We start from the raw sequence: 24,429 nt of genomic DNA on the forward strand, positions 1-24,429 counted from the left end.
GACGCTCATTGTCCGGCGGGAAGACGCTCGGCAGATTTCCGCTTTGAGGCATTACTGAGTAACCATCTGTGACGCTCGGGCGAATTTATTCTTGAACGAGACGACGCACCAAGCGGGAGACAGGCACTGCTTGCAGGCGTCTGAACGGACAGGCTATGACCGCCTTGCGAAACCTCATTGCGCCCTTAGCGGCGGTGCTTGTTTTTGTGGCGTCAACTTCGCTAGCGATGGCCGACATTTCGCGGCAATGGATGCGCGAATGGCCACGTACCGATTTCTCCCGTGCCACGATCGATCTTACCGAAATCATCTCCGGCGGACCGGCGAAGGACAGCATCCCGTCAATCGACGACCCGCAGTTCACGCCCGTCGGCAAGGTGAGAGGCCTGGCGCCCCGACGAGCCGGTCGGTTCACTGATCCTCGGCGAGGATGCACGCGCCTACCCGCTGCGCGTGATGATCTGGCACGAGATCGTCAACGACGTCGTGGGGGGCATACCGGTGACAGTGACTTACTGCCCCTTGTGCAACACCGGCATCATCGTCGATCGGCGCCTTGACGGTAGGACTCTCGACTTTGGCACGACCGGCAAGCTGCGCAATTCCGATCTCGTGATGTACGATCGCCAGACCGAAAGCTGGTGGCAACAGTATGGCGGGGAAGCCATCGTCGGCGATTTGGCGGGCCGGTCGCTCAAGATTCTCTCCTCGCGCCTGGAATCACTGAAGAGTTTTCGTGAGCGCGCGCCAGAGGGACGCGTGCTGGTGCCCAACGATCCCCGTTTCGCGCTTACGGGACCAATCCCAATGTCGGTTATGACCAGGCGCTACGACCGTTCCTGTTCACGGGAGATTTGCCGGAGAACGTACCGGCGATGATGAGGGTCGTGGCCGTGGGCAGCGAGGCATGGACTTTGCCGCTGGTGCGCGAGAAAGGCGCCATCAACGCCGGCGACTTGCGCATCAGCTGGCGGCCAGGACAGGTGTCGGCGGTTGATGCTGCGGACATCACCCGCGGTGCCGATGTCGGCAATGTGGTGGTGCAGCGCCATGGGAAAGACGTGCCCCACACCGTAACGTTCGCATTCGCCTTTTTTGCTTTTGAGCCCCACGGAACATTGCACACTGAAAAGGGTCCGGTCACGCAGAGATGAAACTCGCACCGAGTCCTGTCTGATGTCAGCGGGGCTGCAAATTGCATTTGGATTGAGACGTCGGTCGAGGGCCTGGCCGCCGTCGCGCTCAATTACCGCCTGCAGATCTCGTGACGCGCCCGACAAGAAGAACTTTCGCCGCCCCCGCTGGGTCAGCTTCAATGCCGGTTGCGCGTCCGACCTCGTTAGCAATTGCCAGCGGCACGACTAAACCAACGGCTCCTCCAGCCCGCTTCTCTGGTGCGACTTCCTCAGGTAGTAGCCGAGCACTGAACCGAAGAAGAAGGTGTGCGCGATGAACTGCACCAGCGGACTGGATTCCAAGAACCAGGGGAAGAAGGCCGGTGCGATTAGATAGAAATTGATCAACCAGAGGACGAGGCCGAAGATGCTGCCTGCGCCGATAAAGGCAACCGGCCCGCGCAACATTGCTGCGATTTCACCGAAGATTATTCCGTAGATGATCGCGAGTACCATATGTACGACGACGCCGCTGACGCCCGCCGTCACGAGCGAATAGCTGGGATCGAGTACCTCCGATCCAAGCGCGATGGCACCGATCATGCGCAGCGGCATAAAAAATGCTTCCGCGCCCATCATTACCGCGCTGACGATCATTTCGAAGGCAGCGAACACGATACCTGCGACTATGCCTGCGATGGCGCCCTGCCGAAGACCCCACCGCATGTCGCGCGGTGTCACTGGCGTGTGAATATATTCCCGATAGGCCATGGCTGTTACCCCTTTTTGGGTGCAACTTTCTATTCAGACGTAAACGGGCAGAGCGTTCGGCTGTTCCCGGCCATTGGCTGGATACACGGGGAATTGAACGGTCGAAATTTCTCTCTGACTAGCCGGCGTAATATCCTGCATGTGTGGAGCCGACGGATATGCCCCCTGAACTACCCGACCACAGCCTCGTTCGCCTGCGGGCACGTCCGGAAACAATCTATGTCAGCAAAGGCCGGACTGTCCTCGCGACCGGCCGCCGGGACGGCTTTCTCGACCAAGGGCCTGACCAGGGCCTGTTCGTTCATCGGACGCGGCTTTTATCCCGCCACCGCTATCTGATTGACGGGCATCCGCCACAGGCGGTTTCTATTCCCAATGTGGCGCAGCACTCTTGGCTTGGCTATTACATCGCTCCGGTCCCGAAGGCGTTCAGTCGCCACCTAGCCATTTCGGATATAGCCCAGCAAACGATCGAACTGCGGCTGTCGCGCTATGTCGGCGAGGGCCTGCACGAGGACGTCGATCTGGCGAACTTCACGCAAGAAAACGTCGGCTTCACACTCGAGCTCGACCTGGACGCCGATTTCGCCGATCGGACGAAACCCGCGCCAACCGCAGGCAGGACGGACAGCTAACCTGCACCTGGGTTGAAGACGAAGAAGCTCTTGGATCCACCGCCGCAGGTATGCCGCTACGAGCGTGCCGAACTGATGCACCTCGACATCAAAAAGCTCGGCGCTTCGAGCGAGTTGGTCATCGCATCGCCGGCGACCGCACAGGCAGAGGACCTGGCGCAGATCCAGCGGGGGTGGTACGGGAAAGATGTCCATTTTTCGGTCGAAGGGTGCTCTTGCACCATCGTTTTTGGAGTCCGAATAATCTTAGCCGACTTGGTAACGTCGTGTTCAGCTCCGATGTCTACAGGAACTCTATGACGCCGCGCGCCAAGCGTATCCTGGGTAAATCAATAGTCGTGACGATAATTGCAATCGTCGCGACTTTCGGTCTGTCGTTTACGGCCAGACTTGCGTTACAGATGCCGATCGACTGGCTGAGTTGGGTGGAATGTATCTTCATTCCCATTCTGATCGGGCTGCCAGTCAGCGCCTACATCTTCGCCCAATCGGAAACGATCCGGGAGACTTGTGATAAGTTGGAGAAGTCGCATACGGCCTTGGAAGAGGCGCACGACAGGCTCAACTTCGTAACCAGCCACGATCCGATGACTGGACTCCTTAGCCGCGGTGAATTCATCGCAAGGATGGACAGAAACCGCGATGAGGGAGAATGCGACACGCTCCTCCTGATCGATCCGGATCACTTCTCCTCAATCAATGACAGGCACGGACATTTCAAGGGTGACGAGGCTTTGGTCCGGATCGCGAAGGCGCTCGTCTACACGACCCGCCCAGGGGACTCGATTGGCCGCCTCGGTGGGGAAGAGTTTGGGGTCTTGCTACGAGGTGTGCGCAAAGCGCAGGCGATTTCGATTGCAGAGAACATCCGCCGTCATATCGAGGGGATTCCTTGGGTGAAAGGTCAACAAGACGGCGTGAGGGTAACTGTCAGTATAGGCGGGGCAGAAATCCATCGTGGTGCAGATATTCAGAATGTCCTCCGCACTGCCGGACGGTGCATTTTTGAAGCGAAACAACGTGGACGCAATCGCGTTTCGTTCGAATATGAGGTAGCCACGTTGCACGACGTAGGAGAGCAAAAAACGCGCCGCAGATTCGAATGAACCGGCGCGTCCTTGCCGATACGAATTGGTATGGCTGGTATACGCCCCGGGGACTTAAGCGATTCCTCTCGCCTTCCTATCGCTCAGATCTCGGCAATTGAGCACATAGAGCATGTCATCGACCTCTATCAGCTTCAGGCCCACCATTAACGCGCCATCAAGAGTAGCCGGCTGCCCGGTGAACACGTCAATGATCGACCATAGACCATTGTGTGATCGTTGCATGTCGTAGCGCTTGGACATTCCCTAAGTGTACATCGAACTTTGGTCTTACGGCAGCAGGCTCGACGGCAAATTAGCTCGAATTGGGATGACCCGTCGCAAACGAAGCGAATACTTGCCGGGCTCCCTCGCCTTCCAGACGACGTCGTAGCGCTGTCCCGGCATTGATCGTATCGGCGTATCCCTCCGGTGAGGGACGCGGACGGACCTATTTGTTTCCGTCGCGATGGATGGCGATGAGGTTTTGAAGGCTTTCGATGCCGAATTCGGAGAAGGCCATGACGCCGTCTTCGTGGTCTGGCCCGTAGACCCAGATCAGACCGTCCTCGGGTTCCATTTCGATAGCGATTTGGCCGAGCCAGTCCTCATCTTCGCCGAGGTCCCGGGCGACGAGCGCGATGGTTCGCACGGAATGGATTTTGTTGATGTGCATTGTCAGGCTGCGATTGCGGCGGGCTTGGACCGCCAGTTCCACGGCAGCAACTCGTCGAGGCGATTGGCGGGGTGCCCGGCAATGCGGTGAAGCACATCGGTAAGCCAGGCTTGCGGATCGACATTGTTGAGCTTGGCGGTGCCGATGAGGGCGTAGATGACTGCAGCGCGCTGGCCTCCACGATCGGAGCCACAGAACAGCCAGGCCTTGCGACCGAGCGGGACGCAGCGCAAGGCCCGTTCAGCCGCATTGTTCGTAATGCAGATCCTGCCATCGTCGAGGAAGCGGGTAAACGCCGGCCATCGGCGCAGCATGTAGTTGATGGCTTTGGCGAGATCGTGGTTGCGTGAGAGCTGGGCAAGCTGGGCGATCAGCCAGGCGTGAAGGTCCTCCATCAGTGGAGCGCTGCGCTCCTGGCGGGCGCAAGCACGCGCTTCAGCGCTCAATCCGTTGATCTCGCGCTCGATATCGAACAGTGCATCCAGGCGCTGCACCGCCTCCAGTGCGATCGGGTAGATCGCCGCCCCTGTCCGTTCGCCGCGGCTCTTCTTGCGCGCTGATCCCTCGACGTCGGCGAGTTCGAAGAACTTGCGGCGCGCATGGGCAAAGCAGCCCGCTTCGAGCACAGGCCCTGGGCGACGATCGGCTGCGTAGAGTTCGCCATAGCCGCCATAGGCGTCTGCCTGCAGGATCCCGGACCAGCTGTCGAGATGCGCTCGCGGATGTTCGCCACGGCGGTCGCGCGAATAGTGGAACAGCGCGGCGGGCGGATCGGCGCCGCCGAATGGCCGGTCGTCGCGGACATAGACCCACAGCCTGCCGATATCGGTCTTGCCCTTGGCGAGGACCGGCACCGTTGTGTCGTCGCCGTGCAATCGGTCGGCGGCGAGAACATGAGCCTCGATCCGGCGATAGAGGGGCATGAGCGCGAAAGTGGCCGCGCCAACCTGGTCGGCGAGCGTCGACAGGCTCAGTGGCACGCCCTCGCGAGCGAAACGTTCAGCCTGGCGGTTCAAGGGTTGATGCTGGCCGTACTTGTCGAACAGCAGCATGGCGAGCAAGCCAGGACCTGCCCAGCCACGCGGCACGACATGGAACGGCGCCGGCGGCTGGGTGATCGTCTCACAGTTCCGGCACGAGAACTTCTCGCGTACCGTCTGGATGACCTTCCACTGACGCGGGATCACCTCCAGCGTCTCGGTCACGTCCTCGCCGAGCTTCGAAAGCCGCGTCCCGCCGCAAGTCGGGCACGAACATGGCGCGGGGATGACGATGCGCTCACGCGGCAGATGCTCGGGAAACGGCTTCTTCACTGGCCGTTTGCGCTCGAAGGCGGTGACACTGGTCGTCCTGGTCGCCGCCGCCTCGGCGGCAAGGTCATCTTCGCTGGCTGTGGCCTCGAGTTCCTCGAGTTGCAACTCCAGTTGGTCCAGGAGCCGGCGGCTGCGCTCGGCGCTGGGGCCATACTGCTCGCGCCTGAGCTTGGCGATCTGCAGCTTGAGGTGCCCGATCAGAGCTTCCGTGGCCGACGCCTTAGCCCTCGCGGCGGCAAGTTCGGCGCCCATCGAAACAACCAGCGCCTTCAGCGCTTCGACATCGTCCGGCAGGGGCGAAACGGCGGCTTCCATGGCCGAAATGAATCAGCACCTGTCTCTCGGTGCAACCGAAAAATGCCGCTTTGGCTGAGGAAATCCGCGTCCTATCCCGCGCTCGCCGGACGCCAGCTGTATTGCGGGTTGCGCCAGTCAATCCCGTCGAGCAAACACGCCAGCTGAGCGCTCGTCAGCGACACTGCACCGTCCTTCGCCTGGGGCCAAATGAAGCGGCCCTTCTCGAGCCGCTTGGCATAAAGCGACATGCCGATCCCGTCATGCCAGATGATCTTTACCAGCGATCCGGCGCGTCCGCGGAAAACGTAGAGATCACCACCGAACGGTTATGTGACGCACCACATAACCGTTCCTATGTGTCGGGCGAGATTATGTGGCGGAGCCGCGCAGACGCCTGTCAGGGCCTGCCAAGTCTGGAGTCCTCCGCCACATAATAATTAGATGGAGTTCAGCAGCTGCAGAACGGCGTCGTTTGGTCGGAAACGCACGCCGAAATCGCCGGAGACGCCCGCCTTCTCGAGTCCTTTGCGCATCATCTCGACATCCGCGGCGGCATAGCGATGTGTCGTGGCGACCTGTGCGTGCCCGAGCCAAGCCTGGATCGTCAAAAGGTCCACGCCGGACCGGAGAAGCTGCATGGCCAGGGAGTGACGGAAGATGTGCGGCGATATGGGCTTGTCGGCCAAGGCCGGCCTGATGGCCACGGCTTCGGCGGCCGCACGCCGCACGATATGAGTCGCTCCGAAACGAGTCAGGCGCTCGTTGCGGGCGCCGACGAATATCGGTCGCGGCTCGTGATGGGTGATCCCGCGCTCGCTCAACAAGGTCGTCAGCGCTCGCACCAGGTCCTTAGGAATGGGGACGACGCGGTCTCTGCGCCCTTTGCCGCGCAGGAGCACTTGCGGGTGCGACCGCTCCAACTGAAGGTCGTTTGCGTTGATGCCGGTGGCTTCGGAGACCCGGGCGCCGGTCCGCGCCAAGAAGAGCAGAAAGGCTCGGTCGCGCCGACCACGGGGCGTCTTTGGATCGGGCGCCGCGATGAGGGTGTCCACTTCGGCCTTGGTGAGATGGTGCGTCACCCCAATGTGCGCCCGTTTAATGGGAATCGTCAGCACGCGTTGGGCGACACCGAAGGACGCCGGGTCGGCGGCTGCGACATGGTGGAAGAAAGATCGGATCGCGGACAAGCGGGCGTTGCGCGTGGCGACGGAATTGTTCCGCTTCTCCTCGAGCTCGTCGAGAAAAGCGAGAACGAGGTCTCGGTCGAGATCTTCGAGCGTCAACGCCGCCGGCCTCTTCCGCAACCGGGCGGCGGCAAAGAGGATCAGGATGCGCAAGGCGTCGCGATAGCTGGCCACGGTCGCGGGAGTCGCGTTGCGCTGCTTGGTCAAGCGCCGGCGAAAGTAGGACTCCAGGAGCGGCGCCAGGAGCAAATGTTCGCTCATGCTGCACCTCCGTCGAGGAAGGCGCGCTCAGCCGCAATGGCGAGGAGCTCCGCCGAGCCAGTGAGGTAGTAGGCTGTGTCGCTGTAGCTGGCGTGACCGAGATATGTGGCGAGCAACGGGAGCAGCGCCTGAACGTCTGCGCGCTGTTGGTGCCAGAGGCTGAGGCGGGTCACGGCGAAACGATGCCTGAGATCGTGCGGCCTTAACGGCTTGCCGCCATCAAGACGGGCGAGCTTGCGGACCTCAGCAAAAGCGTTTTGCAGACCCGTCGCCGAAAGGCGGTTGCCTCGGGAGCTGAGGAAGAAGGCCTGATCCTTGGGCGTGGGAAAAGCAGCATCGCGCTCACGCACATATTGACGAAGGGCTGTTTGGGTCGTCGTGTGAACAGGAACGAGACGGTCCTTGCGGAACTTCGTCTTCCGAACGAGGAGAACCCCGTTGGCCAAATCGACGTCGGAACGATCAAGCCTGACCACTTCGCCCGATCGCAGCCCCGAGCTCGCCAACAATCCGATCAGCGTCGCCATCGTCCGCCCTCTGAGAGGGGTGCCTTGCGAAATGCGGGCGCATGCGTCGATGAGCGACGCCAACTCTGCCTCGCTGAGGATACGCGGAGGCGGAATGGCTCTGGATCTGGGGAAAACTCTGCGCTCCAAGGCCTCGGTTCGGACGTCATAGATGGCGAGATACTCGTAAAACCTCCGGAGCACGCCGTGGCGAGCGACGCGGCTGTTAGCGGCGCCGCTGAACGACAAGGCGAAATCCAGCGCCATCGTTCGAGTGGCGGGCCCATCGAGCTGAGCGCGCTCAACGTAGTGGATGAAAGCCCGCAACGTGCCAGCTTGCTTGCTGAAGGCGTAGCCAAGCGAGCGGCGCAATTCGATGTAACGCTCGGCCTTCTCGCCGAGGCATCGGGCAAAGGCGGTCATACGACGCCTCCGGGAAAGGGGAGTGCCACCTCGGCGAGCTGCAAGGCCGCGACCTTTACGTACAGCGCTGTTGTGTTGATGCTCCGGTGCCCGAGAAGATCGGCGACCTCGTTGATCGGCGTTCGCTGCCTGACGAGCTGGGTGGCAAGGCTGTGGCGCAGGAGATGCGCACCTGCGACCCGCCCGACTTCGACGCCGCCATGCCGCAACCGCTTCCGTACGATCCTCGAAACAGGCGACGCGCACTTGAAGGGTCCGACGGGCGGCGTGAAGGACAGGAACAGATACGGACTATCCACTTTCGGTCGAGCGCGCAGGATATAGTCGGCGAGCGCGGCGCCGGTCTCCTCGAGGAGCGGTGCCGCCCGGTCACGCTTACTCTTGGTGCGCCGGACAAAAACCTCACCGGTTCGCCAGTCGATATCCTGCAGCTGAATGGCGCGTAGCTCGCCGTTGCGAATACCCGTGGTGGCGAGCAGCAACAGGACGGCTCGATCGCGGATGTCGACCGGCGTAGTTGCGCCGATCGCATCGATTGCGCGCCGAACGTCTTCCCATGCAAGGCGCGGCGGCAAATGCGCCAAACGCCAATGGGGCGTCCCTGGGACGACGCGGGCGAGATCCTGGTCATGGTAGCCAGCCCAATACAAAAATCGAAGAAATGTTCGAATGTGAGAAATCGCTGCCGTGCGGGTGCCGGTGGTCGCCGAGAGCGACAGCCGATGCTCGACAGCAGCGAGGACGAGCTCAGCCGTCAACGTCTCGAGGTCTTGGCCGGGATGGCGATGGCGGAACCAATCCAGAAAGCGGCGGCCGCCCAGAAGAACGCCTTCGCGGGTCTTCGGCTCCAGGCCCCGCACCCTGCGCAGATAGTCCGAAAAGGAGGCCAGAAGTGGAGCAACCGGATCATCCTCTACACTTGGAACGGAAACTATGAACCGGTCCGGAGCCACTCGCCGTGCGTGTCCCAGAGCCGACACTGCTCCAATGCGCGGAGTATCCGTAGTAAATGTGTGCAAATAGCTGTCGACGACACCTTGATGGATCGGCATCGGACCACAGCGCGTCGCGGCAAACTGGCTAAAACGAGCAATCCGGCTCAGGTAAATCTTGGCGGACGCTCGCTTATAACCAAGCGTGAAAAAATGCTCCGCGAGGCGATCCATCTCGCCACCGAGTGCACCGCCACGCAGGCGCTTGAGCACCCTACGATACGAAAAATAGAATTCGAGCATCCTGCCCTCCAGCATCGCGGCGCAGGGAAATCCCGCGTCCGTCAGAGAGGCATGAAATATTATGTGGCGGAGGACTCAAGACTTGGCAGGCCCTGACAGGCGTCTGCGCGGCTCCGCCACATAATCTCGCCCGACACATAGGTGGGGATCGCGCTTCAGGTGCTGCTGCACCAGCAAAGCCAGGCCCTGCATGCCCTTCCTCATATCGGTGTGGCCCATTGACAGCCACACCCGCGCGCCCGACGGGATCACCGCAGTGCCTTTACCACTGCCGTAACCAGCGTGGGCGTCGCTCCCGCGAAGATGCTCACCCGGCCGCCCTTTACCAGCTCCACGACAATAGCCGGCCGGTGCTCCAGTGGATGGCCGACGTCTTCATCCACAACCACCGCCTCTGTAAGGCACGGGTCCGGGACGTGTTCGCAGAGCTTGCGACGCCATGTGTAGATCAGCGCCGTCGAAACGTCATGCCGCTGCGCCACCTGCGTCACACAGGCTCCGGGCGAAAACGCCTCCTCCAAAATCTGGCGCCGTTCCTCCTCGTTCCACCGCCGCCGACGTTCGGGGCCTGTGAGCAACGTGATCTGACCCATCAACTGCTCCTAAGTGCGCTCATAAGAGCACGCTTAAGACCACTCGTTCATCACCCGAACAAGGCGCGACACGCCGGATGGATACGTATCGGCGAGGAAGCGAGCCGAAGGGGGAACCGTCTCGCCGTCGCGAGCCACGACCTCGAATGGGCCGCCATGGATGTGCATGGGGTGGATGAGGCCATTGTTGGTGCCGATGAAGCGCACCTTCAAGGTCTCGCCTAGCTTCATGTGGATGGTCTCGGTCGAGGGGTAGGCCTTGCCGTTGATGGTGAAGAAGTTCGGCATGCCGCCGTCCATCGGCATCGAAGGATAGGTCAGGCCCTCGCGCAGCAGCCATTCCTGCAACTGGATGACATAGTCGTGGTCGGCCGCGACTTCGTCGGCCGGGTTGGCCGGATCGATGAGCAGCGCGCCATAGAGACCAAGCGCCTGCGTCCGGTCCGGCTTGGCGTGCGGGTGATAGAAATACGTGCCGTGTTGCGTCGCCGTGAATTCATAGGAATAGATCTGTCCAGGTTCTATGGGTGGCTGGGTTATTTCCGCCGCCCCGTCCATCTGGTTGGGCAGGATCATGCCGTGCCAGTGGATCGTTGTCTCCTCAGGCAGCGCATTGGTGACATTGACCCGGATTCGATCGCCTTGGCGAATATGAATGCGCGGACCGGGAATTTCGTCATTATAGGCATAGGCGTCTACGGTCACATTGGGCAGGATGTGCCAGCGGATCACCGATGACCTGAGCTCGAATGTCAATGATCACGGAATCGGGCCCCCGTATTTTCGCGCAAAAGGGGCTCTGACTCAATCTTGCTGCATGTGAAGGGTGATGTCGCGGTTTCCGAGGGGAATCAGCGCGATGGAACAGAGATTTGGGTCGACGAGACTGGCACCGCATGGCTTGCTCGTCGAACATGCGGAAATCGACGGGGATTGTATATTTCTTGACGTGCGCGCCGCAGCAGCTTCGGCGATGTGCCCGTGCTGTGGGACGAGTTCACGCCGGATCCAGAGCCGATATCTGCGGCAAGCCGCCGATCTGCCCATCGCGGGCCGACGGGTTGTCTTACGGGTGACGGTTCGCCGTTTCTGGTGTGATGCCGTTCTTTGCCGCCGCCGCATTTTTGCTGAGCGATTTGGCACCAATATACTGGCCCCGTTGTCGCGAAGAACAGGACGCCTTGAGACCATCGTACATCATCTGGGGTTGGCGTTGGGTGGCAGACCGGCCGCAGCCTTTGCGGATCGCCTAATGATGCCGGTGAGCAACGATACCCTATTGCGTGTCGTGCGCCGGCGGACTGAACAGCCGCGTGATGAGCTTGCGATCATCGGCATTGACGACTTTGCATTCCGGCGCGGCCAGCGGTACGGGACGATTGTCTGCGATCTCGAGCGCCAACCTGCCTCGTGCATCTGGAGCGCAACCGCTACAGCGTGCCGGCGTCCTTTGCCAATCGGCCCGTGAGCCTGCGGGTCTATCCGGATCGTGTCGTGGTTGCTGCGGAAGGTTTGACCATCTGCGAGCATCGCCGCATCATCGATCGCTCGCATGATCGACCAGGGCAGACGATCTATGACTGGCGGCACTATCTGGCTGTCGTTCAGCGCAAGCCAGGCGCCCTACGCAACGGAGCACCCTTTGCCGAACTTCCCGATGCATTCAGGTCGTTGCAGCAGCATTTGCTCAAGAAGCCGGGCGGCGATCGCGAGATGGTCGACATACTGGCACTTGTCCTTCAGCACGACGAGCAGGCCGTGCTTTGCGCCGTGGAAATGGCGTTGCAGGGCGGTATTCCTACCAAGACCCATGTGCTTAATCTGCTCCATCGTCTGATCGACGGCAAATCGCTCACGCCCCCAACCATCAATGCTCCTCAGGCTTTGACGCTTACCAATGAGCCGAGAGCAAATGTCGAACGCTACGACGCGTTGAGGAAGGCCCTGGAGGTGCGCCATGCGTCATAACCCTGCCAGCGGCGCAATCGTCATCATGCTCCGGAGCCTGAAGATGCACGGCATGGCGCAGGCTGTAGGCGAGCTCACCGAACAGGGAGCGCCGGCGTTTGAAGCCGCCATTCCGATCCTGTCGCAACTGCTCAAGGCCGAGACGGCGGAACGCGAGGTCAGGTCGACAGCCTATCAGCTCAAGACGGCACGCTTTCCAGCCTATCGCGATCTCAACGGCTTTGACTTCGCCAGCAGCGAGATCAACGAGGCACTCGTGCGGCAGCTTCATCGTTGCGAGTTCGTCGATGAGGCCCACAACATTGTGCTCGTCGGCGGCCCCGGAACAGGCAAAACCCATGTTGCCACGGCCCTCGGCGTGCAGGCCATCGAGCACCATCACAAGCGGGTTCGCTTCTTCTCGACGGTCGAGCTGGTCAATGCGCTGGAACAGGAGAAGACACAGGGGAGATCCGGCCAGATCGCCAATCGCCTCGTCCATTCCGATCTCGTCATCCTGGACGAACTTGGCTATCTGCCGTTCAGTGCATCAGGTGGAGCATTGCTCTTCCATCTGCTGAGCAAACTCTACGAACGCACCAGCGTCATCATCACCACCAACCTCAGCTTCAGCGAGTGGGCCAGCGTCTTCGGCGATGCCAAGATGACAACCGCGCTACTCGACCGGCTGACCCATCATTGCCACATCCTGGAAACCGGAAACGACAGCTTCCGATTCAAAAATAGCTCTGCCCACGAGCCTAAGAAAGCAAGGAGAAAGCCAGAACCTTGACCCTCAACCCCGAACCGAAACATACATGAAAGGCGGGTCAAATCTCGGTGGAAATGCCGGGTCAGTTCTCAGTGAAAATCAACAGTGGGAGTGAGAGACGAGGAAGAGCTGATTTCGGCGTCCAAACTGCCGCTGGGACGTTAAGGCCCTAGGTTGCGACGCTCATCTATTTCATCTTTGGGGGCTTGTCGTCGATGAAGGGCGCAAGCGCGTCGGCGATGTTTTGCAACATCTCTATATCTGTCGCGCCATTCGGGTCGAGAAAGAAGTCTTCCTCGTCGTGGCGCTTGGGATGATTGATGGTGACTGTGAATTCGTAGCCCGACATCGCTGCCGACAAAGCGGCTTCTATCCTGGCCCGGTAGGGGGATTTTCGTAGCGAGCTTCTTTCGGCGGCACGACCAAAAATTCGGTGGCTGGCCCCGCTCTAAAGCTCCTGAGACTTGGCCAAGACCAAACATATTTTTCGCACCGCGACCCGAAGAGCGGGACCGAGATATACGCCTCAACTCGATGCTTGAAAACGTTGGGCGCCACCGAATGCTGCGAACCTCATTGTTTGGGTCGTCTGCCGAAACATGCCGCGCTTTCGATGGTGGTACCATCAGGAGGCTCGCTATGCTCGACCCGCGTTCATTAATGCGGCGATCGAACAGATATTCTGGTTGAGCGGGATGTGAATCGGCGTGCAAAATTGACCAGATCGGGGGTCAGTTTTGGAAACGATGACGTAATTGCTGCCGTCGCTCCTTTGAACGAAGACTCGGCTGACGGCAAAAGCCGCCGACGATTGAGATCAAGGAGGCCGCAGTGAAGCAATATGTCGGATTGGATGTGTCACAGAGGGAGACGAGCGTCTGCGTGGTCGACGATACTGGAAAGACGGTGTTCCAGGGAAAGGCGAAGTCCGATCCAGGGGCCTTGACGGAGTTGCTGCGTAAACGTGCGCCTCACGCCGAGCGCATCGGATTTGAGACAGGTGCCATGTCCAGCTGGCTCTGGCACGAGCTGAAAAGGGTCGGGTTGCCGGTCGTCTGCATTGATGCTCGGCATGCGAAGGCAGCGCTTTCAGTCCGAATGAACAAGAGCGATGAGAACGATGCCCGCGGCCTGGCCGAACTGGTTCGCGTCGGCTGGTATCGGGAAGTGAAGGTCAAGAGCGCAGAGAGTCAGGCCACCGGGTCCATGCTGGTCGCGCGGTCCAGACTTGTCGAGATCCGTCGCGATCTAGAAAACCAGACGCGGTCCATGCTGAAGGAATATGGGCTGCAGTTCAGTCGATCGATTGGGTCACAGTTCCGGCGAAAGGTTTGGGAACTGGTTGCTGACGGCCATCCGCTTCGCCCTTTGGTTCAGGCGCTTCTGTCTGTCCATGAGCAGGTCTGCTGTGAACAGGAGAAGCTTGATCGGCAGGTCCGGCATCTCGCTCGTGAAGACGAACGAACGCGGGCGCGCATGTTGAGCCAGGCTTCGAGAATTGGCAGGACAATCCGGGCGAGCTCTTCCTGACCGGCCAGCAGGCGCCGGGCCTCGGCTTCGAACTTGCCGCCCTTGCTTCGCGGAATGACCAGCCCGAACGTCTTCATGAGCCCGCGAATCTGGTTGGAGAGATCGGTCGTGATCCTGACCAGCCTGGTCTGCGGCAGCAACGGCATCTGCACCCGCGAGGAAACGGCGCGGCAGTTCGTCCTGACCCGTCAGCGTTGGCAGGATCACCTCCCTGCTTGCCGTTATGGGAGGTATAGAATTGCTCCAACTGGGTCCGTCGTTCGGTGTAGTCCGGACCGAAAGCACACTGCGTCGATTCCTCGGTGAGCAACTCCGTGCGGAAGAAGCCCGGATCGACAATCATGGTCTCGATGATTGCAACAGGCTGCGCTCGACGTCAGGTTTTCAACCAGGTCTTTGGTTCGAGACCCAGAGCCGGGTAAAGCGCATCCACCGCTGCGATATCGTCGTTGAGTTCTGCGATCATCCAATCCCGGACCTGCGTCACGATGGGGCGGGCGGGCTTGTCGCGCAAACGGACAAGATGGCATTGGCGGCCGGTTGTCATGAGATGCTCGCGCGCCGGCACCAGCGCTTTGGTTCGCAGCCAGTGCGCGACGACGTTCAGCCAGCCGAGCGCTACGCCCTGCCCCAGGAGAGCGGCTTGCACGACAATGGCATAGTCCGAAAAAATCATCGAATTCAGCGCATCGCCGTCGTTTGCGGAGGAAAACAGGCTGGACCAGTTCGGCTGGGCTTCGCTGAGGTTGATCGTGGTGTCGGGAGTCCGGCTCACGTCACCCCCATCCGGCCCGTGGCTCTCGCGGTAGGAAGGGCTACAGATCGGGACCAGTATCTCCGGCATGATAAAGGCTGCCTCATGGCGCTCGTCGGGACCGTTGACGAAGCGCATGCCAAGATCAACATCGTTGACCGGACCTGACAGCGCGCCCATCACCAGCTGGAAACGCAGGTCGACGGTGGGAAACTGCTTCTTGAAATCCGCCATGCGCGGCATCATCCAGTGCGTTGTGAAGCCGGTTGAAACCGACAGTGAAACCGTCTGAATGCCGATGCGGCGATCCTCGATTTCGCGCAGGGCATTTTCGATCCCTGAAAAACCCCGGGCAATCGCATCGAAGAGCAGCCGGCCGGACTCGGTCAGACCGACGCCCCCCGCCTGACGCGCAAACAGCGCCGTCCCCAGGCGCTCTTCCAGGCGCGCGATCATCCGGCTGACGGCAGCAGGCGTGACATTGAGCTCTTCCGCCGCCCTGGAAAAACTGGCGCACCGTGCCGCGGCCTCGAACGTAAACAGGCCGTTCATCGACGGCAGGGATCGTCGCAATTTGTTCATTACATCATGTAACATCTTTCCAAACTTTTTTTCAATTGCGAACATGCCGTTTCTTTGATCTGCTGCCGGTCAAGCAAGGCAAAAAAGACCTTCACCAAGACTTGGGAACAGCACATGCGACCGTACAGGGCAAGTTAAGTCCAGGGATGGCCTCCATGTTCAAGTTTCCGCTCGACAAAGATGAAGCGCACGCCGACCAGGCGTTGATGCGCAAATATTTTGCAGTGGAATCATATGGTTGAAACGAAACAGCCGGATCGCGTGGGCGTATCCATTCGCGCGGCGAGCAAGGCATATGGGAGCTTCCAGGCCCTGGACAAGGTCAGCCTGGAGGTGGCCGCGGGCGAATTCGTCTCCATCCTCGGCCCCTCCGGATCGGGCAAGACGACATTCCTGGGTATTTTAGGCGGCTTCGTACAACCGACGTCGGGTTCGATATGGTTAGGCGAGCGAGACATTACATCCGAGCCGCCGCACAGACGCGATATCGGAATCGTGTTCCAAAACTATGCGCTTTTCCCGCACATGAGCGTCGCCGAGAACATCACATTCCCGCTGCGCGCCCGGCGGCTGCCCAAATCAAGCTGGCCCAGCAAACTGCAGGGCGCGCTCGATATGGTTGAACTCACCGGCTACGACGACCGGCGCATCCATGAACTTTCAGGTGGCCAGCGCCAGCGTGTCGCCCTTGCCCGCGCCATAATTTTCGAGCCGCGGCTGATCCTGATGGACGAACCCTTGTCCGCGCTCGACAAGCAATTGCGCGAATCCATGCAAATCGAGCTCAAGCGGCTGCACAGGAAGCTCGATGCGACAATAATCTACGTCACGCACGACCAGCGCGAAGCTCTGACGATGAGCGACCGTGTCGCCATCATGAACAAGGGCAAGTTCGTACAGGTCGATACGCCCGAGCAGCTGCACGATCGTCCGGCCGATTCCTTCGTCGCCCGGTTTGTCGGCGAGGCGACACTGTTGCCGGTCGAGCGCAAGAGCAACGACAGCGTGCAACTGGGCGATACCGTGCTGCGGACCTCGCATCCGGTTCCGGCAAACCGGCCTCTTCATCTCGTGGTCCATTCCGAAAAGCTCGTCGTCGCCGACGGCAGCGAGCCTGCCGGCTCAAACCGGCTGACGGGAACCGTGACCGAAACGCTCTATCAGGGCGAAAGCATCAGGGTTTTCCTGAAGCTCTTATCTGGTAGCGACCTCAGCCTCAGGCTTCCCAGCAACCATACCGGTCGGTTGCAACTCAAAAGGCCAGGCGATCCCATCACGGTGGCCCTGCATCCCGACGACACGATCCTGGTTCCAGAAGCCTCCTGAAGGCCCGCCTTCCCTTACAAAGCCAACAAGGAAAGAAGACTATGAAAATATCCGAATTCAAGATCATGACCTTCGACGTCGTCGGCACTCTGATTGATTTCGAAACGGGCGTCCTGAATGCCGTTCGAGCGCTGGGCGGCGACAAAGCCGCGGCCGCGTCGGACGACGACATCTTCGAGCCCTACCTGCGCGGTCGCGACAAATTTTACGGACGCTCCTCCTTCGCCATGAAGGATGTCTATCTTTCTCTCGCGTCGGAGCTCGGCTTCACGAAAAGCGATGCGACGGCGGAAGCATTTCAGCTCGCGGTCCTGCGCTGGCCAGCATTTTCCGATTCCGTCGCGGCGCTGGCGCGGCTGCGCCGCAACTTCCGGCTGGTCGCGATGACAAATGCCGACCGCACCGCCTTCTCGGCCTATTCGGCCACACTGGGCAATCCGTTTCATGACAGCGTGACTTGCGACGAGGCGGGATGTGCCAAGCCCAATCCACAGTTTTTCGCCTTCAACAAGGGTCGTCAATCCGCCTCCGGCTACAACCAGTCGGAAATCCTGCATGTCGCCCAGAGCCAGCACCACGACATCGGTGTGGCGAAGGAACTCGGCTACACGACCTGCTGGATCGAACGACGCCAGGGCCAGAATGGGTTCGGGGGTACACCGAAGCCCAAGGCGGTGACAAAGCCGGACTTCCATTTTTCCTCGCTGAAACAGCTTGCCGACGCCGTCGACGCCGAACTGGCCGCGAGCGTCCAGACCGCCAACGCGGCCTGAGAACGGAAACGGACAGACGATGACCGCCCATCCTCCTTTCCCTGATATTGCCTCGCTCTGGCAGCAGACGGCCACCGACCGTCCGGTCTTCGGCGCGCTGGCGGGTGGTCATCAATTTGACGTCGCGATCATCGGCGGCGGCTATACGGGCATGACCACGGCGCGCTACCTCGCCCGCCGTGGTCTGTCGACCGTCGTGCTGGAAGCAAGCCGTATCGGATGGGGCGCGAGCGGCCGCAACGGCGGCGTCGTCTCCGGCAAGTTCCGGATATCCTTCTCTGATATTGCCAGCCGCCATGGCCTCGACACGGCTCGCCGCATGCACGATCTCGGCATCGAGAGCATCGATCATGTCGGCGAACTCGTCGAGGATTATGGCATCGTCGCCGCTGATTATCGGCCGACCGGATCGCTGCGTTGCGCCCACAATGCGGTCTCCCTCGCCTCGCTGAAGAAGGAGGCTGACTGGCTGCGTCAGGCTCTCGGCGACAACGCCTGCTCCATGCTTTCGGCAGAGGAAATGGCGACGGAAACCGGCTCGCGAGATTTCGTCGGTGGCATGCTCAACACCCATGGCGGCATCATCCATCCGCTCAATTTCGTGCTCGGCATTGCGACGGGTCTGAAGGCGGCAGGGATACCGATATTCGAAAATACACCGGTGACCGATCTGCGGCGCGAAGAATCCGGCGTGTTGCTGGAAACGCCAGGTGGAACGATCACCGCCAGACAGGCCGTTATCGCGACCAACTCCTATTCCGACCTGACGAAGGCCACGGCGGCGGTGCGCAAGGCGATCATTCCCTTTCGCTCGGCAATGATCGCTACGGAACCACTCTCCGGCAGGGCCGGCAGCCAGTTGCTGGCGAAGGGCCGCAGCTACACGGAGACCCGGCGGATGATGCGCTGGTTCCGCAAGGCCGGCGACCGCCTGCTCTATGGCGGCCGCGGTGCCTTCGGCAAGACGGACTCCGAGAGCGCCTTTGCTGCTTTGCACAAGGCGATGGTGCGTCAGTTCCCGGAACTTTCCGATGCCGCCGTCACGCACCGCTGGTCCGGCCTCGTCGCCATGACCATGGACAGCATCCCGCATGTCGGCCGACTCGACGACCGGATCGTGTATGCGGTCGGCTACAACGGCACTGGCGTCGCGCTTGCCTCCACCATGGGCAAGCATGTTGCCGCGATCGTCGCCGGCGAAAATCCCGATCTCGGGCTTCTGACTTCGGAGCGGCTGAAATCCGTTCCCTTCTATCCCATCCGCGAACCCGCTGTCCGGCTTGTTGCCGGCTGGTACCAGTTTCTGGATGCAATCGGGCGCTAAGACCCTGCATTTCCAACGTCAAAAGCAGGGTTTGAAATCCTGCCAAAAGAGGAGAACGGACATGAAATTTTCCACGCTCGTGCTTTCCGCTTCAGTCGTCGCCTTTTCCGCCGGGCTCGCAATGGCCGAACAGGTCACCTTCGTGTCGCAGGGCGGCGCCTATCAGGAGGCGCAAACCAAGGCGATCCTCGATCCGGTCGCCAAACTGCTCGGCATTACCATCAACCAGGACAGCGCCCCGGATGCCTGGCCCGTCATCAAGACCCAGACGGCGACCGGCAAACCGATCTGGGATGTCGTCGATACGCCCACGCAGGACTGCATTCGCGGCGGCCAGCAAGGCATGATCGAAACCCTGGATTTCTCCAAGATCCCCAATGCAGAAAAGATGCCTGCGGAGTACAGGAGCCCCTATTCCGTCGCCTATGAGTTCTATTCCAGCGTTCTCGCCTACAACAAGGACAAGTTCGGCGACAAGCCACCGCAGACCTGGGCTGACTTCTGGGACGTGAAGAAATTCCCGGGAACGCGCGCGCTTCGCAACCACCCCTTGGCTACACTAGAGGCAGCGCTTCTGGCGGATGGCGTTGCACCCGACAAGCTCTATCCCCTGGATGTCGACCGTGCCTTCAAGAAGCTTGAGGAAATCAAGCCATACGTGACGGTCTGGTGGACGTCGGGCGCCCAGTCCGCGCAGCTTCTCGCCGATGGTGAGGTCGATATGGAAATGGCCTGGAACGGACGGGTGACCGCCGTTGCCAAGGAAGGTGCCCCGATCAGCTACACATTCAATCAGGGTTTCCTGCAATATACCTCTCTGTGCATTCTGAAGGGCGCGCCCAATCTTGACACGGCGGTGAAGTTCATCAATGCGGCGATGACGCCGGAGATTCAGGCAAACTTCCCGGCTTATATCGATTACGGCCCGGGCAACCCCGAAGCTTACAAGACCGGCAAGATTACTGCGGAACGCGCGGCGCAAATGCCAAGTTCACCCGACAATGCCGCCAAGCAGGTTCTGGTATCGGATGCATGGTGGAGTTCGCCGGCAGGCGAGGAAGCGCAGAAGCGCTGGGCAGCCTTCATCCAGCAGTAATCGCCGGCGGACCGGGGAGCGTCATTGATGACCATGTCGACAAGCAATCCATCGATGCTGCATGACCGCAGGGAGCAGAGGTTGATGCTCATGCTCCTTGCTCCGGCGCTCCTCGTCATCGTGTCGCTGCTGATCGTGCCGTTGCTCTGGCTTGCCTGGCAGTCGATCTGGCAGGATGGCGGGTTTACGATCGTGAACTATCAACGGTTCCTGACCGATTCCGTCTATTGGATGACCTTCCTCCAGACCTTTCGTATCGCCGTCGTCGTCACGCTGGTAACGCTTTTGCTCGGCTACCCCGTCGCCTATGTGGCGGCGGGCCTGCCCCAGCGCTGGAGCGTACTCGTCCTGGCAATGGTCCTGCTGCCCTTCTGGACCAGCGTTCTCGTGCGGGCCTATGCTTGGCTCATCCTGTTGCAGAGAACCGGCATCGTCAATTCCGCGCTGAAAAGCGCCGGGTTGATCGACAGCCCACTTCTGCTCGTCAACAATGAATTCGGCACGGTACTGGCCACCATCCACATCCTGTTGCCGTTCATGGTGCTGCCGCTCTACGCAACGATGAAGAAGATCCCGCCCGAACTGACGATGGCTGGCGCAAGCCTTGGCGGATCGCCATCGCATGTCTTCGCTCGGGTCTTCCTGCCGCTGTCGCTGCCCGGAATGATCGCCGGCATGGTTCTGGTCTTCGTGCTCACGCTCGGTTTCTACATCACGCCGGAGCTGCTCGGCGGCGGGCGCACCTACATGGTTTCCATGCTCGTTTCCCGTAACATCGAAGTCTACAACGAGTGGGGTGCGGCATCGTCGATCAGCGTCGTCCTGATGATCTGCGTTTTTCTGATCTTCAGGCTGGCGAGCCTGGCTATTCCTTTTGAACGCATCATGGGAACGAGGTGACGCATGCGCATGCCCACTGTTCTGCTTTATGGCATCGTTGCTTTTATTCTGGCCTGGCTGATCATACCGATCATCATCATCGTGCCGATGTCCTTTTCGAGCGCCCGCTTCCTGACATTTCCGCCTCCATCCTGGTCGCTGCGCTGGTATGAGGCCTATCTCGGCAGCGTTGCATGGATGCAGGCAACGCGGGTCAGCCTCATCGTCTCGGTTTCGAGTGCCATTCTGGCGACGATCTTTGGCACGGCCGCAGCCTACGCGCTGAACATGACGTCTTCCCGTCTGGTGCGCAGCCTGCAGATGCTGTTGCTGTTGCCGCTCGTGGTTCCGATCGTCATCACCGCCGTTGGCGTGTTCCTCGTCTATGCTCAGGTCGGTCTTCTTGCCAGCATGACCGGGCTGATCCTCGCCAATACGATGCTCGGTCTTCCCTACGTCATCATCTCCGTTCTGGTGGGGCTGCGGAAATTCGATCCGACGCAGGAGATGGTTTCGCGCAGCCTGGGAATGAACCGGCTGCGCACCTTCTTCGTGGTCACCCTGCCGCAGATCCGGCCCAGCGTGATTTCCGGGATGCTGTTCGCCTTCATTTCAGCTCTCGACGAGACCGTCGTATCGCTGTTCATTTCCGGCGGCCAATACCAAACGCTGACCAAGCGCATGTTCACCGCGCTGCGCGACGAGATCGATCCGACGATCGCGGCGATCAGTTCGCTGCTGACGGCAATTTCCTTCATTCTGGTGATGCTGGTGGCGCTCAACGCCCGCAGCACGGATCGTAAACACGGCAAGGCGGCATGACCGCCGATCACCTTATACTCGGCGGTGGCTCAGCCGGATGCGTTCTGGCCGCGCGGCTGTCGGAAGATCCGAAGCGCACCGTTGTCCTGGTCGAGGCTGGCCGCAACATCGCTGTCGGCGACATACCGGACGACGTTCGCAGCCGCTATCCCGGCCGCGCCTATCTCGACACAAGCAACATCTGGGCCTCTCTGACCTCCCTGATGGGGTACTCAAGGTCGAACAGCGCACCCCGCTTATCCCGCCGCTACGAGCAGGCGAGATTGCTCGGTGGCGGCTCGGCGATCAATGCCATGATGGCCAATCGCGGCGCACCGTCGGACTATGCGGAATGGGAGGCGCTGGGCGCCAGCGGCTGGGGCTGGGAGGACTGCCTGCCCAATTTCCTCAAGATCGAGACCGACCGCGATTTCAAGGGACCGCTGCATGGAACCGACGGGCCGCTGACGATCCGCCGGATCGCCGACGACAAAATATCGCCCTTCGTGGATCGCGTCATGAAAACGCTGGAAAAGCGCGGCCACCCAATCCGTCCGGACCAGAACGGCGCGTGGGAAGACGGCGCCTTTCACGGGGCGATCGCTGTCAGCGACACCGGCGAGCGCCTGCCTACATCGCTCGCCTATCTGACGCCGGAAGTCCGCCGCCGGCCAAATCTCAGGATCATCACCGACAGCACGGCGACCCGCATCCTGTTCGACGGTATCCGCGCCGTGGGAGCAGAGATCACTGGCGGCACCCCCGATACGATCGCGGCGCATGAGATCATCGTCGCATCGGGCGCGATCCACTCACCGGCACTGCTGCTGCGCTCCGGCATCGGCCCCGGTGCCGATCTCACCGCGCTCGGCATCCCGGTCATCGCATCCTGCTCAGGGATTGGTCGGAACCTGATGGAGCACCCTTCGATCGCCGTGGCTGCCTATCTGCCACCGTCGATGCGGGTGCGCGACCGGGCGGAACACCATGAACAGGCGGTCTGGCGCTTCTCCTCCGGCCTGCAAGATGCGCCGCGGGGTGACATGCACGCCGCCATCCTGTCGCGCGCTGGCTGGCATTCGGTCGGGCTTCGTATGGGCAGCCTGTTCTTCTGGGTCAACAAGTCCTATTCGCGCGGCTTTTTGAAACTTGCCTCCGCCGACCCGCTTGTCGAGCCGGACGTCGATTTCCGCATGCTGACCGACGAGCGCGATCTGGAGCGGCTGAAACTCGCGCTTCGTATGGGCGCGCAAGCGCTTTCCGACCCACATATGGACGGCTATCGCGGCACGGTGTTTCCGTCCAGCTATTCCCCTCGGGTGGCAAAGGTTGCGGTTCCCGGCGCGTGGAATGCGCTCCAGCGCGGGGCGCTGTCGGCCATGCTCGATCTTGCAGGTCCCTTGCGCGCGGCACTTATTCATTCAGCCGTCACGCTCGGCACCACATTGGATGGGTTGCTGAACGACGATATCGCACTTACCGAGTTCGTTCGCCGCCATGTCGGCGGCACATGGCATCCCTCGGGCACCTGCCGCATGGGGTCGCCGGACGATCCGATGGCCGTTACCTCCCCTGCCGGCCTGGTCTACGGCGTCGAAGGCTTGCGGGTCTGCGATGCATCGCTGATGCCCTCCATTCCCTGCGCCAACACCAACATGCCGACGATCATGATTGCCGAACGGATCGCCCACTTCATCCGAAGCGGGCAATGACCGGCACGATATGTGTGGTGGAGACAATCATGAAGAACGCATTGAAATTATGCGCCGTCACGCAAACGGCAAACCGCCGCTCGGTCTGATCGACCGGCGCAAGCGATATTGAGGAAAGAGACACGCTGGCATTGAAAGATCCTTCCCTGTTCGTGGAGAAAGCCCTGATCGGCGGCGCGTGGCTGCCGGCGGGCTCCGGTGCCACGGTCGCCTCGACGATTCCGCGACCAGCGATATCATCGGCCATATCCCCGACTGCGGCACTGAAGATACCGAGGCTGCGATCGCAGCCGCCACTGCCGCCTTGCGGAAATGGCGCCTAACTACACCAGCCTAACGTGCCCTACACCTTGAGCGCTGACACGCGCTGATGCTCGAACATGCCGACGATCTGGCGTCGATCATGACGGCCGAGCAAGACAAGTCGCTGTCGGAAGCACTGCGAAGTTCTCTACGGCGCCTCCTTCATCAAATGGTTCGCCGAGGAAGCGCGCCGCACCTACGGCACGACGCTGCCATCACCCTCAGCCGACCCCCGCATTCTTCTGGCAAAGGAGCCGGTCGGTGATCGCTGCCGTCATCACCCCCTAGAACTTCCCCAATGCCATGATCACCCGCAAGTGCGGCCCGGCACTGGCGGCCGGCTGCACCGTCATCATCAAGCCTTCGGAATTCACGCCCGATGGTCCGTCCCTCCGACAAGACCCGGCCAAATCCGTCGAAAGGCGCCCGCACCGGAGCGTGCGCGGACGGCGACCCCGAATGGCCGGGGTGGTGCAGGCAGGCGCGAAGCGGCAATACGCCCCGGTGCGAGGAAGTTCAACATCGCCGAGCCCTCG

At 60.8% G+C, this 24,429-nt stretch carries 22 protein-coding genes and 8 pseudogenes; 16 read left to right on the forward strand and 14 right to left on the reverse strand.

From position 1 onward, the window contains the following. Positions 1 to 447: 447 nt before the first annotated feature. Together ACFOJ9_RS17740 and ACFOJ9_RS17745 are read left to right on the forward strand one after the other, a co-directional pair. Positions 448 to 879: a DUF3179 domain-containing (seleno)protein gene (locus tag ACFOJ9_RS17740; RefSeq protein WP_378987844.1), complete on the forward strand. Its 432-nt coding sequence runs from the start codon at positions 448 to 450 to the stop codon at positions 877 to 879. Next, positions 840 to 1,154, forward strand: coding sequence for a hypothetical protein (locus ACFOJ9_RS17745; RefSeq protein ID WP_378987847.1), 315 nt, complete (start codon positions 840 to 842; stop codon positions 1,152 to 1,154). Before ACFOJ9_RS17740 ends, ACFOJ9_RS17745 begins: the two co-directional genes overlap by 40 nt. Before the next feature lie 207 nt (positions 1,155 to 1,361). Here ACFOJ9_RS17745 and ACFOJ9_RS17750 read toward each other — a convergent pair whose 3' ends face one another. Next, positions 1,362 to 1,886: a hypothetical protein gene (locus tag ACFOJ9_RS17750; protein ID WP_378980224.1), complete on the reverse strand. Its 525-nt coding sequence runs from the start codon at positions 1,884 to 1,886 to the stop codon at positions 1,362 to 1,364. 143 nt (positions 1,887 to 2,029) lie between these two features. On the opposite strand from ACFOJ9_RS17750, the gene ACFOJ9_RS17755 reads away from it, so the two are divergent. Then, positions 2,030 to 2,521: a glycogen debranching N-terminal domain-containing protein gene (locus ACFOJ9_RS17755; RefSeq protein ID WP_378980225.1), complete on the forward strand. Its 492-nt coding sequence runs from the start codon at positions 2,030 to 2,032 to the stop codon at positions 2,519 to 2,521. 296 nt (positions 2,522 to 2,817) lie between these two features. Then, on the forward strand, positions 2,818 to 3,627 hold the full coding sequence (locus ACFOJ9_RS17760; protein ID WP_378980226.1) for a GGDEF domain-containing protein: 810 nt from the start codon (positions 2,818 to 2,820) through the stop codon (positions 3,625 to 3,627). A 430-nt stretch (positions 3,628 to 4,057) separates the two neighbouring features. Here ACFOJ9_RS17760 and ACFOJ9_RS17765 read toward each other — a convergent pair whose 3' ends face one another. The 9 genes and pseudogenes from ACFOJ9_RS17765 to ACFOJ9_RS17805 all read right to left on the reverse strand — a co-directional run. Beyond that, the gene (locus ACFOJ9_RS17765) at positions 4,058 to 4,282 is read right to left on the reverse strand and encodes a hypothetical protein (RefSeq protein ID WP_095204419.1); all 225 of its coding nucleotides are present in this window, start codon (positions 4,280 to 4,282) and stop codon (positions 4,058 to 4,060) included. 2 nt (positions 4,283 to 4,284) lie between these two features. Further along, entirely contained in the window at positions 4,285 to 5,910 is a 1,626-nt protein-coding gene (gene tnpC, locus ACFOJ9_RS17770; RefSeq protein WP_378980227.1) for an IS66 family transposase, read from the reverse strand. 71 nt (positions 5,911 to 5,981) lie between these two features. After that, positions 5,982 to 6,206, reverse strand: a pseudogene (tnpB, locus tag ACFOJ9_RS17775) (IS66 family insertion sequence element accessory protein TnpB); the annotation flags it as partial. A gap of 123 nt (positions 6,207 to 6,329) precedes the next feature. Beyond that, positions 6,330 to 7,337 (reverse strand): tyrosine-type recombinase/integrase, encoded by a 1,008-nt coding sequence (locus ACFOJ9_RS17780; RefSeq protein WP_378980228.1) that lies wholly within the window; start codon positions 7,335 to 7,337, stop codon positions 6,330 to 6,332. Next, positions 7,334 to 8,266 carry a tyrosine-type recombinase/integrase gene (locus tag ACFOJ9_RS17785; RefSeq protein ID WP_378980229.1) on the reverse strand — a complete coding sequence of 311 codons (933 nt, stop codon included), beginning with the start codon at positions 8,264 to 8,266 and terminating at the stop codon, positions 7,334 to 7,336. The genes ACFOJ9_RS17780 and ACFOJ9_RS17785 overlap by 4 nt, the downstream gene beginning before the upstream one ends. Beyond that, entirely contained in the window at positions 8,263 to 9,501 is a 1,239-nt protein-coding gene (locus tag ACFOJ9_RS17790; protein WP_378980230.1) for a site-specific integrase, read from the reverse strand. The genes ACFOJ9_RS17785 and ACFOJ9_RS17790 overlap by 4 nt, the downstream gene beginning before the upstream one ends. Positions 9,502 to 9,576: 75 nt before the next feature. Beyond that, a complete protein-coding gene (gene tnpB, locus ACFOJ9_RS17795) occupies positions 9,577 to 9,720 on the reverse strand; it encodes an IS66 family insertion sequence element accessory protein TnpB (protein WP_378980231.1) in 144 nt (47 codons plus the stop codon). A gap of 29 nt (positions 9,721 to 9,749) precedes the next feature. Further along, positions 9,750 to 10,094: an IS66-like element accessory protein TnpA gene (gene tnpA, locus ACFOJ9_RS17800; protein ID WP_095205366.1), complete on the reverse strand. Its 345-nt coding sequence runs from the start codon at positions 10,092 to 10,094 to the stop codon at positions 9,750 to 9,752. 72 nt (positions 10,095 to 10,166) lie between these two features. Beyond that, positions 10,167 to 10,844: pseudogene (locus ACFOJ9_RS17805) on the reverse strand (copper oxidase); the annotation flags it as partial. A 109-nt stretch (positions 10,845 to 10,953) separates the two neighbouring features. Between ACFOJ9_RS17805 and ACFOJ9_RS17810 the strand changes: the two are divergent. The 3 genes and pseudogenes from ACFOJ9_RS17810 to istB form a co-directional block, all read left to right on the forward strand. Then, positions 10,954 to 11,496: pseudogene (locus ACFOJ9_RS17810) on the forward strand (transposase family protein); the annotation flags it as partial. Continuing rightward, positions 11,490 to 12,062 (forward strand): annotated as a pseudogene (locus ACFOJ9_RS17815) (Mu transposase domain-containing protein); the annotation flags it as partial. The pseudogenes ACFOJ9_RS17810 and ACFOJ9_RS17815, both read left to right, overlap by 7 nt. After that, on the forward strand, positions 12,052 to 12,834 hold the full coding sequence (gene istB, locus ACFOJ9_RS17820) for an IS21-like element helper ATPase IstB (RefSeq protein WP_378980232.1): 783 nt from the start codon (positions 12,052 to 12,054) through the stop codon (positions 12,832 to 12,834). The pseudogene ACFOJ9_RS17815 and the gene istB, both read left to right, overlap by 11 nt. Positions 12,835 to 13,000: 166 nt before the next feature. Here istB and ACFOJ9_RS17825 read toward each other — a convergent pair whose 3' ends face one another. Further along, positions 13,001 to 13,174: a hypothetical protein gene (locus tag ACFOJ9_RS17825; protein WP_378980233.1), complete on the reverse strand. Its 174-nt coding sequence runs from the start codon at positions 13,172 to 13,174 to the stop codon at positions 13,001 to 13,003. A 470-nt stretch (positions 13,175 to 13,644) separates the two neighbouring features. Between ACFOJ9_RS17825 and ACFOJ9_RS17830 the strand changes: the two are divergent. After that, positions 13,645 to 14,292 (forward strand): annotated as a pseudogene (locus ACFOJ9_RS17830) (IS110 family transposase); the annotation flags it as partial. Here ACFOJ9_RS17830 and ACFOJ9_RS17835 read toward each other — a convergent pair. From ACFOJ9_RS17835 to ACFOJ9_RS17845, 3 genes and pseudogenes are all read right to left on the reverse strand, one after another. Beyond that, positions 14,285 to 14,465, reverse strand: a pseudogene (locus tag ACFOJ9_RS17835) (IS110 family transposase); the annotation flags it as partial. The pseudogenes ACFOJ9_RS17830 and ACFOJ9_RS17835 overlap by 8 nt on opposite strands. Position 14,466: 1 nt before the next feature. Further along, a pseudogene (locus tag ACFOJ9_RS17840) lies at positions 14,467 to 14,695 on the reverse strand (short-chain dehydrogenase/reductase); the annotation flags it as partial. 24 nt (positions 14,696 to 14,719) lie between these two features. Further along, a complete protein-coding gene (locus tag ACFOJ9_RS17845; protein ID WP_378987852.1) occupies positions 14,720 to 15,679 on the reverse strand; it encodes a LysR family transcriptional regulator in 960 nt (319 codons plus the stop codon). A 234-nt stretch (positions 15,680 to 15,913) separates the two neighbouring features. Here ACFOJ9_RS17845 and ACFOJ9_RS17850 point away from each other — a divergent pair, with 234 nt between their 5' ends. The 8 genes and pseudogenes from ACFOJ9_RS17850 to ACFOJ9_RS17885 form a co-directional block, all read left to right on the forward strand. Beyond that, entirely contained in the window at positions 15,914 to 17,005 is a 1,092-nt protein-coding gene (locus ACFOJ9_RS17850; RefSeq protein WP_378980234.1) for an ABC transporter ATP-binding protein, read from the forward strand. 41 nt (positions 17,006 to 17,046) lie between these two features. Further along, positions 17,047 to 17,778 (forward strand): HAD-IA family hydrolase, encoded by a 732-nt coding sequence (locus ACFOJ9_RS17855; protein WP_378980235.1) that lies wholly within the window; start codon positions 17,047 to 17,049, stop codon positions 17,776 to 17,778. Positions 17,779 to 17,797: 19 nt separating this feature from the next. Continuing rightward, entirely contained in the window at positions 17,798 to 19,102 is a 1,305-nt protein-coding gene (locus ACFOJ9_RS17860; protein WP_378980236.1) for an NAD(P)/FAD-dependent oxidoreductase, read from the forward strand. Positions 19,103 to 19,163: 61 nt separating this feature from the next. Beyond that, positions 19,164 to 20,198 carry an ABC transporter substrate-binding protein gene (locus ACFOJ9_RS17865; protein WP_378980237.1) on the forward strand — a complete coding sequence of 345 codons (1,035 nt, stop codon included), beginning with the start codon at positions 19,164 to 19,166 and terminating at the stop codon, positions 20,196 to 20,198. Between the two features lie 27 nt (positions 20,199 to 20,225). Beyond that, positions 20,226 to 21,098: an ABC transporter permease gene (locus ACFOJ9_RS17870; RefSeq protein WP_378980238.1), complete on the forward strand. Its 873-nt coding sequence runs from the start codon at positions 20,226 to 20,228 to the stop codon at positions 21,096 to 21,098. A gap of 3 nt (positions 21,099 to 21,101) precedes the next feature. Continuing rightward, positions 21,102 to 21,899, forward strand: a complete 798-nt coding sequence (locus ACFOJ9_RS17875; protein ID WP_378980239.1) for an ABC transporter permease — start codon at positions 21,102 to 21,104, stop codon at positions 21,897 to 21,899. Continuing rightward, on the forward strand, positions 21,896 to 23,590 hold the full coding sequence (locus ACFOJ9_RS17880; protein WP_378980240.1) for a GMC family oxidoreductase: 1,695 nt from the start codon (positions 21,896 to 21,898) through the stop codon (positions 23,588 to 23,590). Before ACFOJ9_RS17875 ends, ACFOJ9_RS17880 begins: the two co-directional genes overlap by 4 nt. A gap of 125 nt (positions 23,591 to 23,715) precedes the next feature. Then, positions 23,716 to 24,271, forward strand: a pseudogene (locus ACFOJ9_RS17885) (aldehyde dehydrogenase family protein); the annotation flags it as partial. Between the last annotated feature and the right edge of the window lie 158 nt (positions 24,272 to 24,429).

Origin of the sequence: Mesorhizobium cantuariense, from assembly GCF_042647205.1 — a bacterium.
Lineage (GTDB): Bacteria > Pseudomonadota > Alphaproteobacteria > Rhizobiales > Rhizobiaceae > Mesorhizobium > Mesorhizobium cantuariense.

Coding starts and splice junctions, on each gene's coding strand:
- ACFOJ9_RS17780 (WP_378980228.1), bottom strand. CDS start 7,337: ATGAGCGAACATTTGCTCCTGGCGCCGCTCCTGGAGTCCTACTTTCGC.
- ACFOJ9_RS17880 (WP_378980240.1), top strand. CDS start 21,896: ATGACCGCCGATCACCTTATACTCGGCGGTGGCTCAGCCGGATGCGTT.
- ACFOJ9_RS17870 (WP_378980238.1), top strand. CDS start 20,226: ATGACCATGTCGACAAGCAATCCATCGATGCTGCATGACCGCAGGGAG.
- ACFOJ9_RS17865 (WP_378980237.1), top strand. CDS start 19,164: ATGAAATTTTCCACGCTCGTGCTTTCCGCTTCAGTCGTCGCCTTTTCC.
- ACFOJ9_RS17760 (WP_378980226.1), top strand. CDS start 2,818: ATGACGCCGCGCGCCAAGCGTATCCTGGGTAAATCAATAGTCGTGACG.
- ACFOJ9_RS17750 (WP_378980224.1), bottom strand. CDS start 1,886: ATGGCCTATCGGGAATATATTCACACGCCAGTGACACCGCGCGACATG.
- ACFOJ9_RS17845 (WP_378987852.1), bottom strand. CDS start 15,679: ATGAACAAATTGCGACGATCCCTGCCGTCGATGAACGGCCTGTTTACG.
- ACFOJ9_RS17850 (WP_378980234.1), top strand. CDS start 15,914: ATGGTTGAAACGAAACAGCCGGATCGCGTGGGCGTATCCATTCGCGCG.
- tnpA (WP_095205366.1), bottom strand. CDS start 10,094: ATGGGTCAGATCACGTTGCTCACAGGCCCCGAACGTCGGCGGCGGTGG.
- ACFOJ9_RS17855 (WP_378980235.1), top strand. CDS start 17,047: ATGAAAATATCCGAATTCAAGATCATGACCTTCGACGTCGTCGGCACT.
- istB (WP_378980232.1), top strand. CDS start 12,052: ATGCGTCATAACCCTGCCAGCGGCGCAATCGTCATCATGCTCCGGAGC.
- ACFOJ9_RS17765 (WP_095204419.1), bottom strand. CDS start 4,282: ATGCACATCAACAAAATCCATTCCGTGCGAACCATCGCGCTCGTCGCC.
- ACFOJ9_RS17860 (WP_378980236.1), top strand. CDS start 17,798: ATGACCGCCCATCCTCCTTTCCCTGATATTGCCTCGCTCTGGCAGCAG.
- ACFOJ9_RS17785 (WP_378980229.1), bottom strand. CDS start 8,266: ATGACCGCCTTTGCCCGATGCCTCGGCGAGAAGGCCGAGCGTTACATC.
- ACFOJ9_RS17875 (WP_378980239.1), top strand. CDS start 21,102: ATGCGCATGCCCACTGTTCTGCTTTATGGCATCGTTGCTTTTATTCTG.
- tnpB (WP_378980231.1), bottom strand. CDS start 9,720: ATGGGCCACACCGATATGAGGAAGGGCATGCAGGGCCTGGCTTTGCTG.
- tnpC (WP_378980227.1), bottom strand. CDS start 5,910: ATGGAAGCCGCCGTTTCGCCCCTGCCGGACGATGTCGAAGCGCTGAAG.
- ACFOJ9_RS17790 (WP_378980230.1), bottom strand. CDS start 9,501: ATGCTCGAATTCTATTTTTCGTATCGTAGGGTGCTCAAGCGCCTGCGT.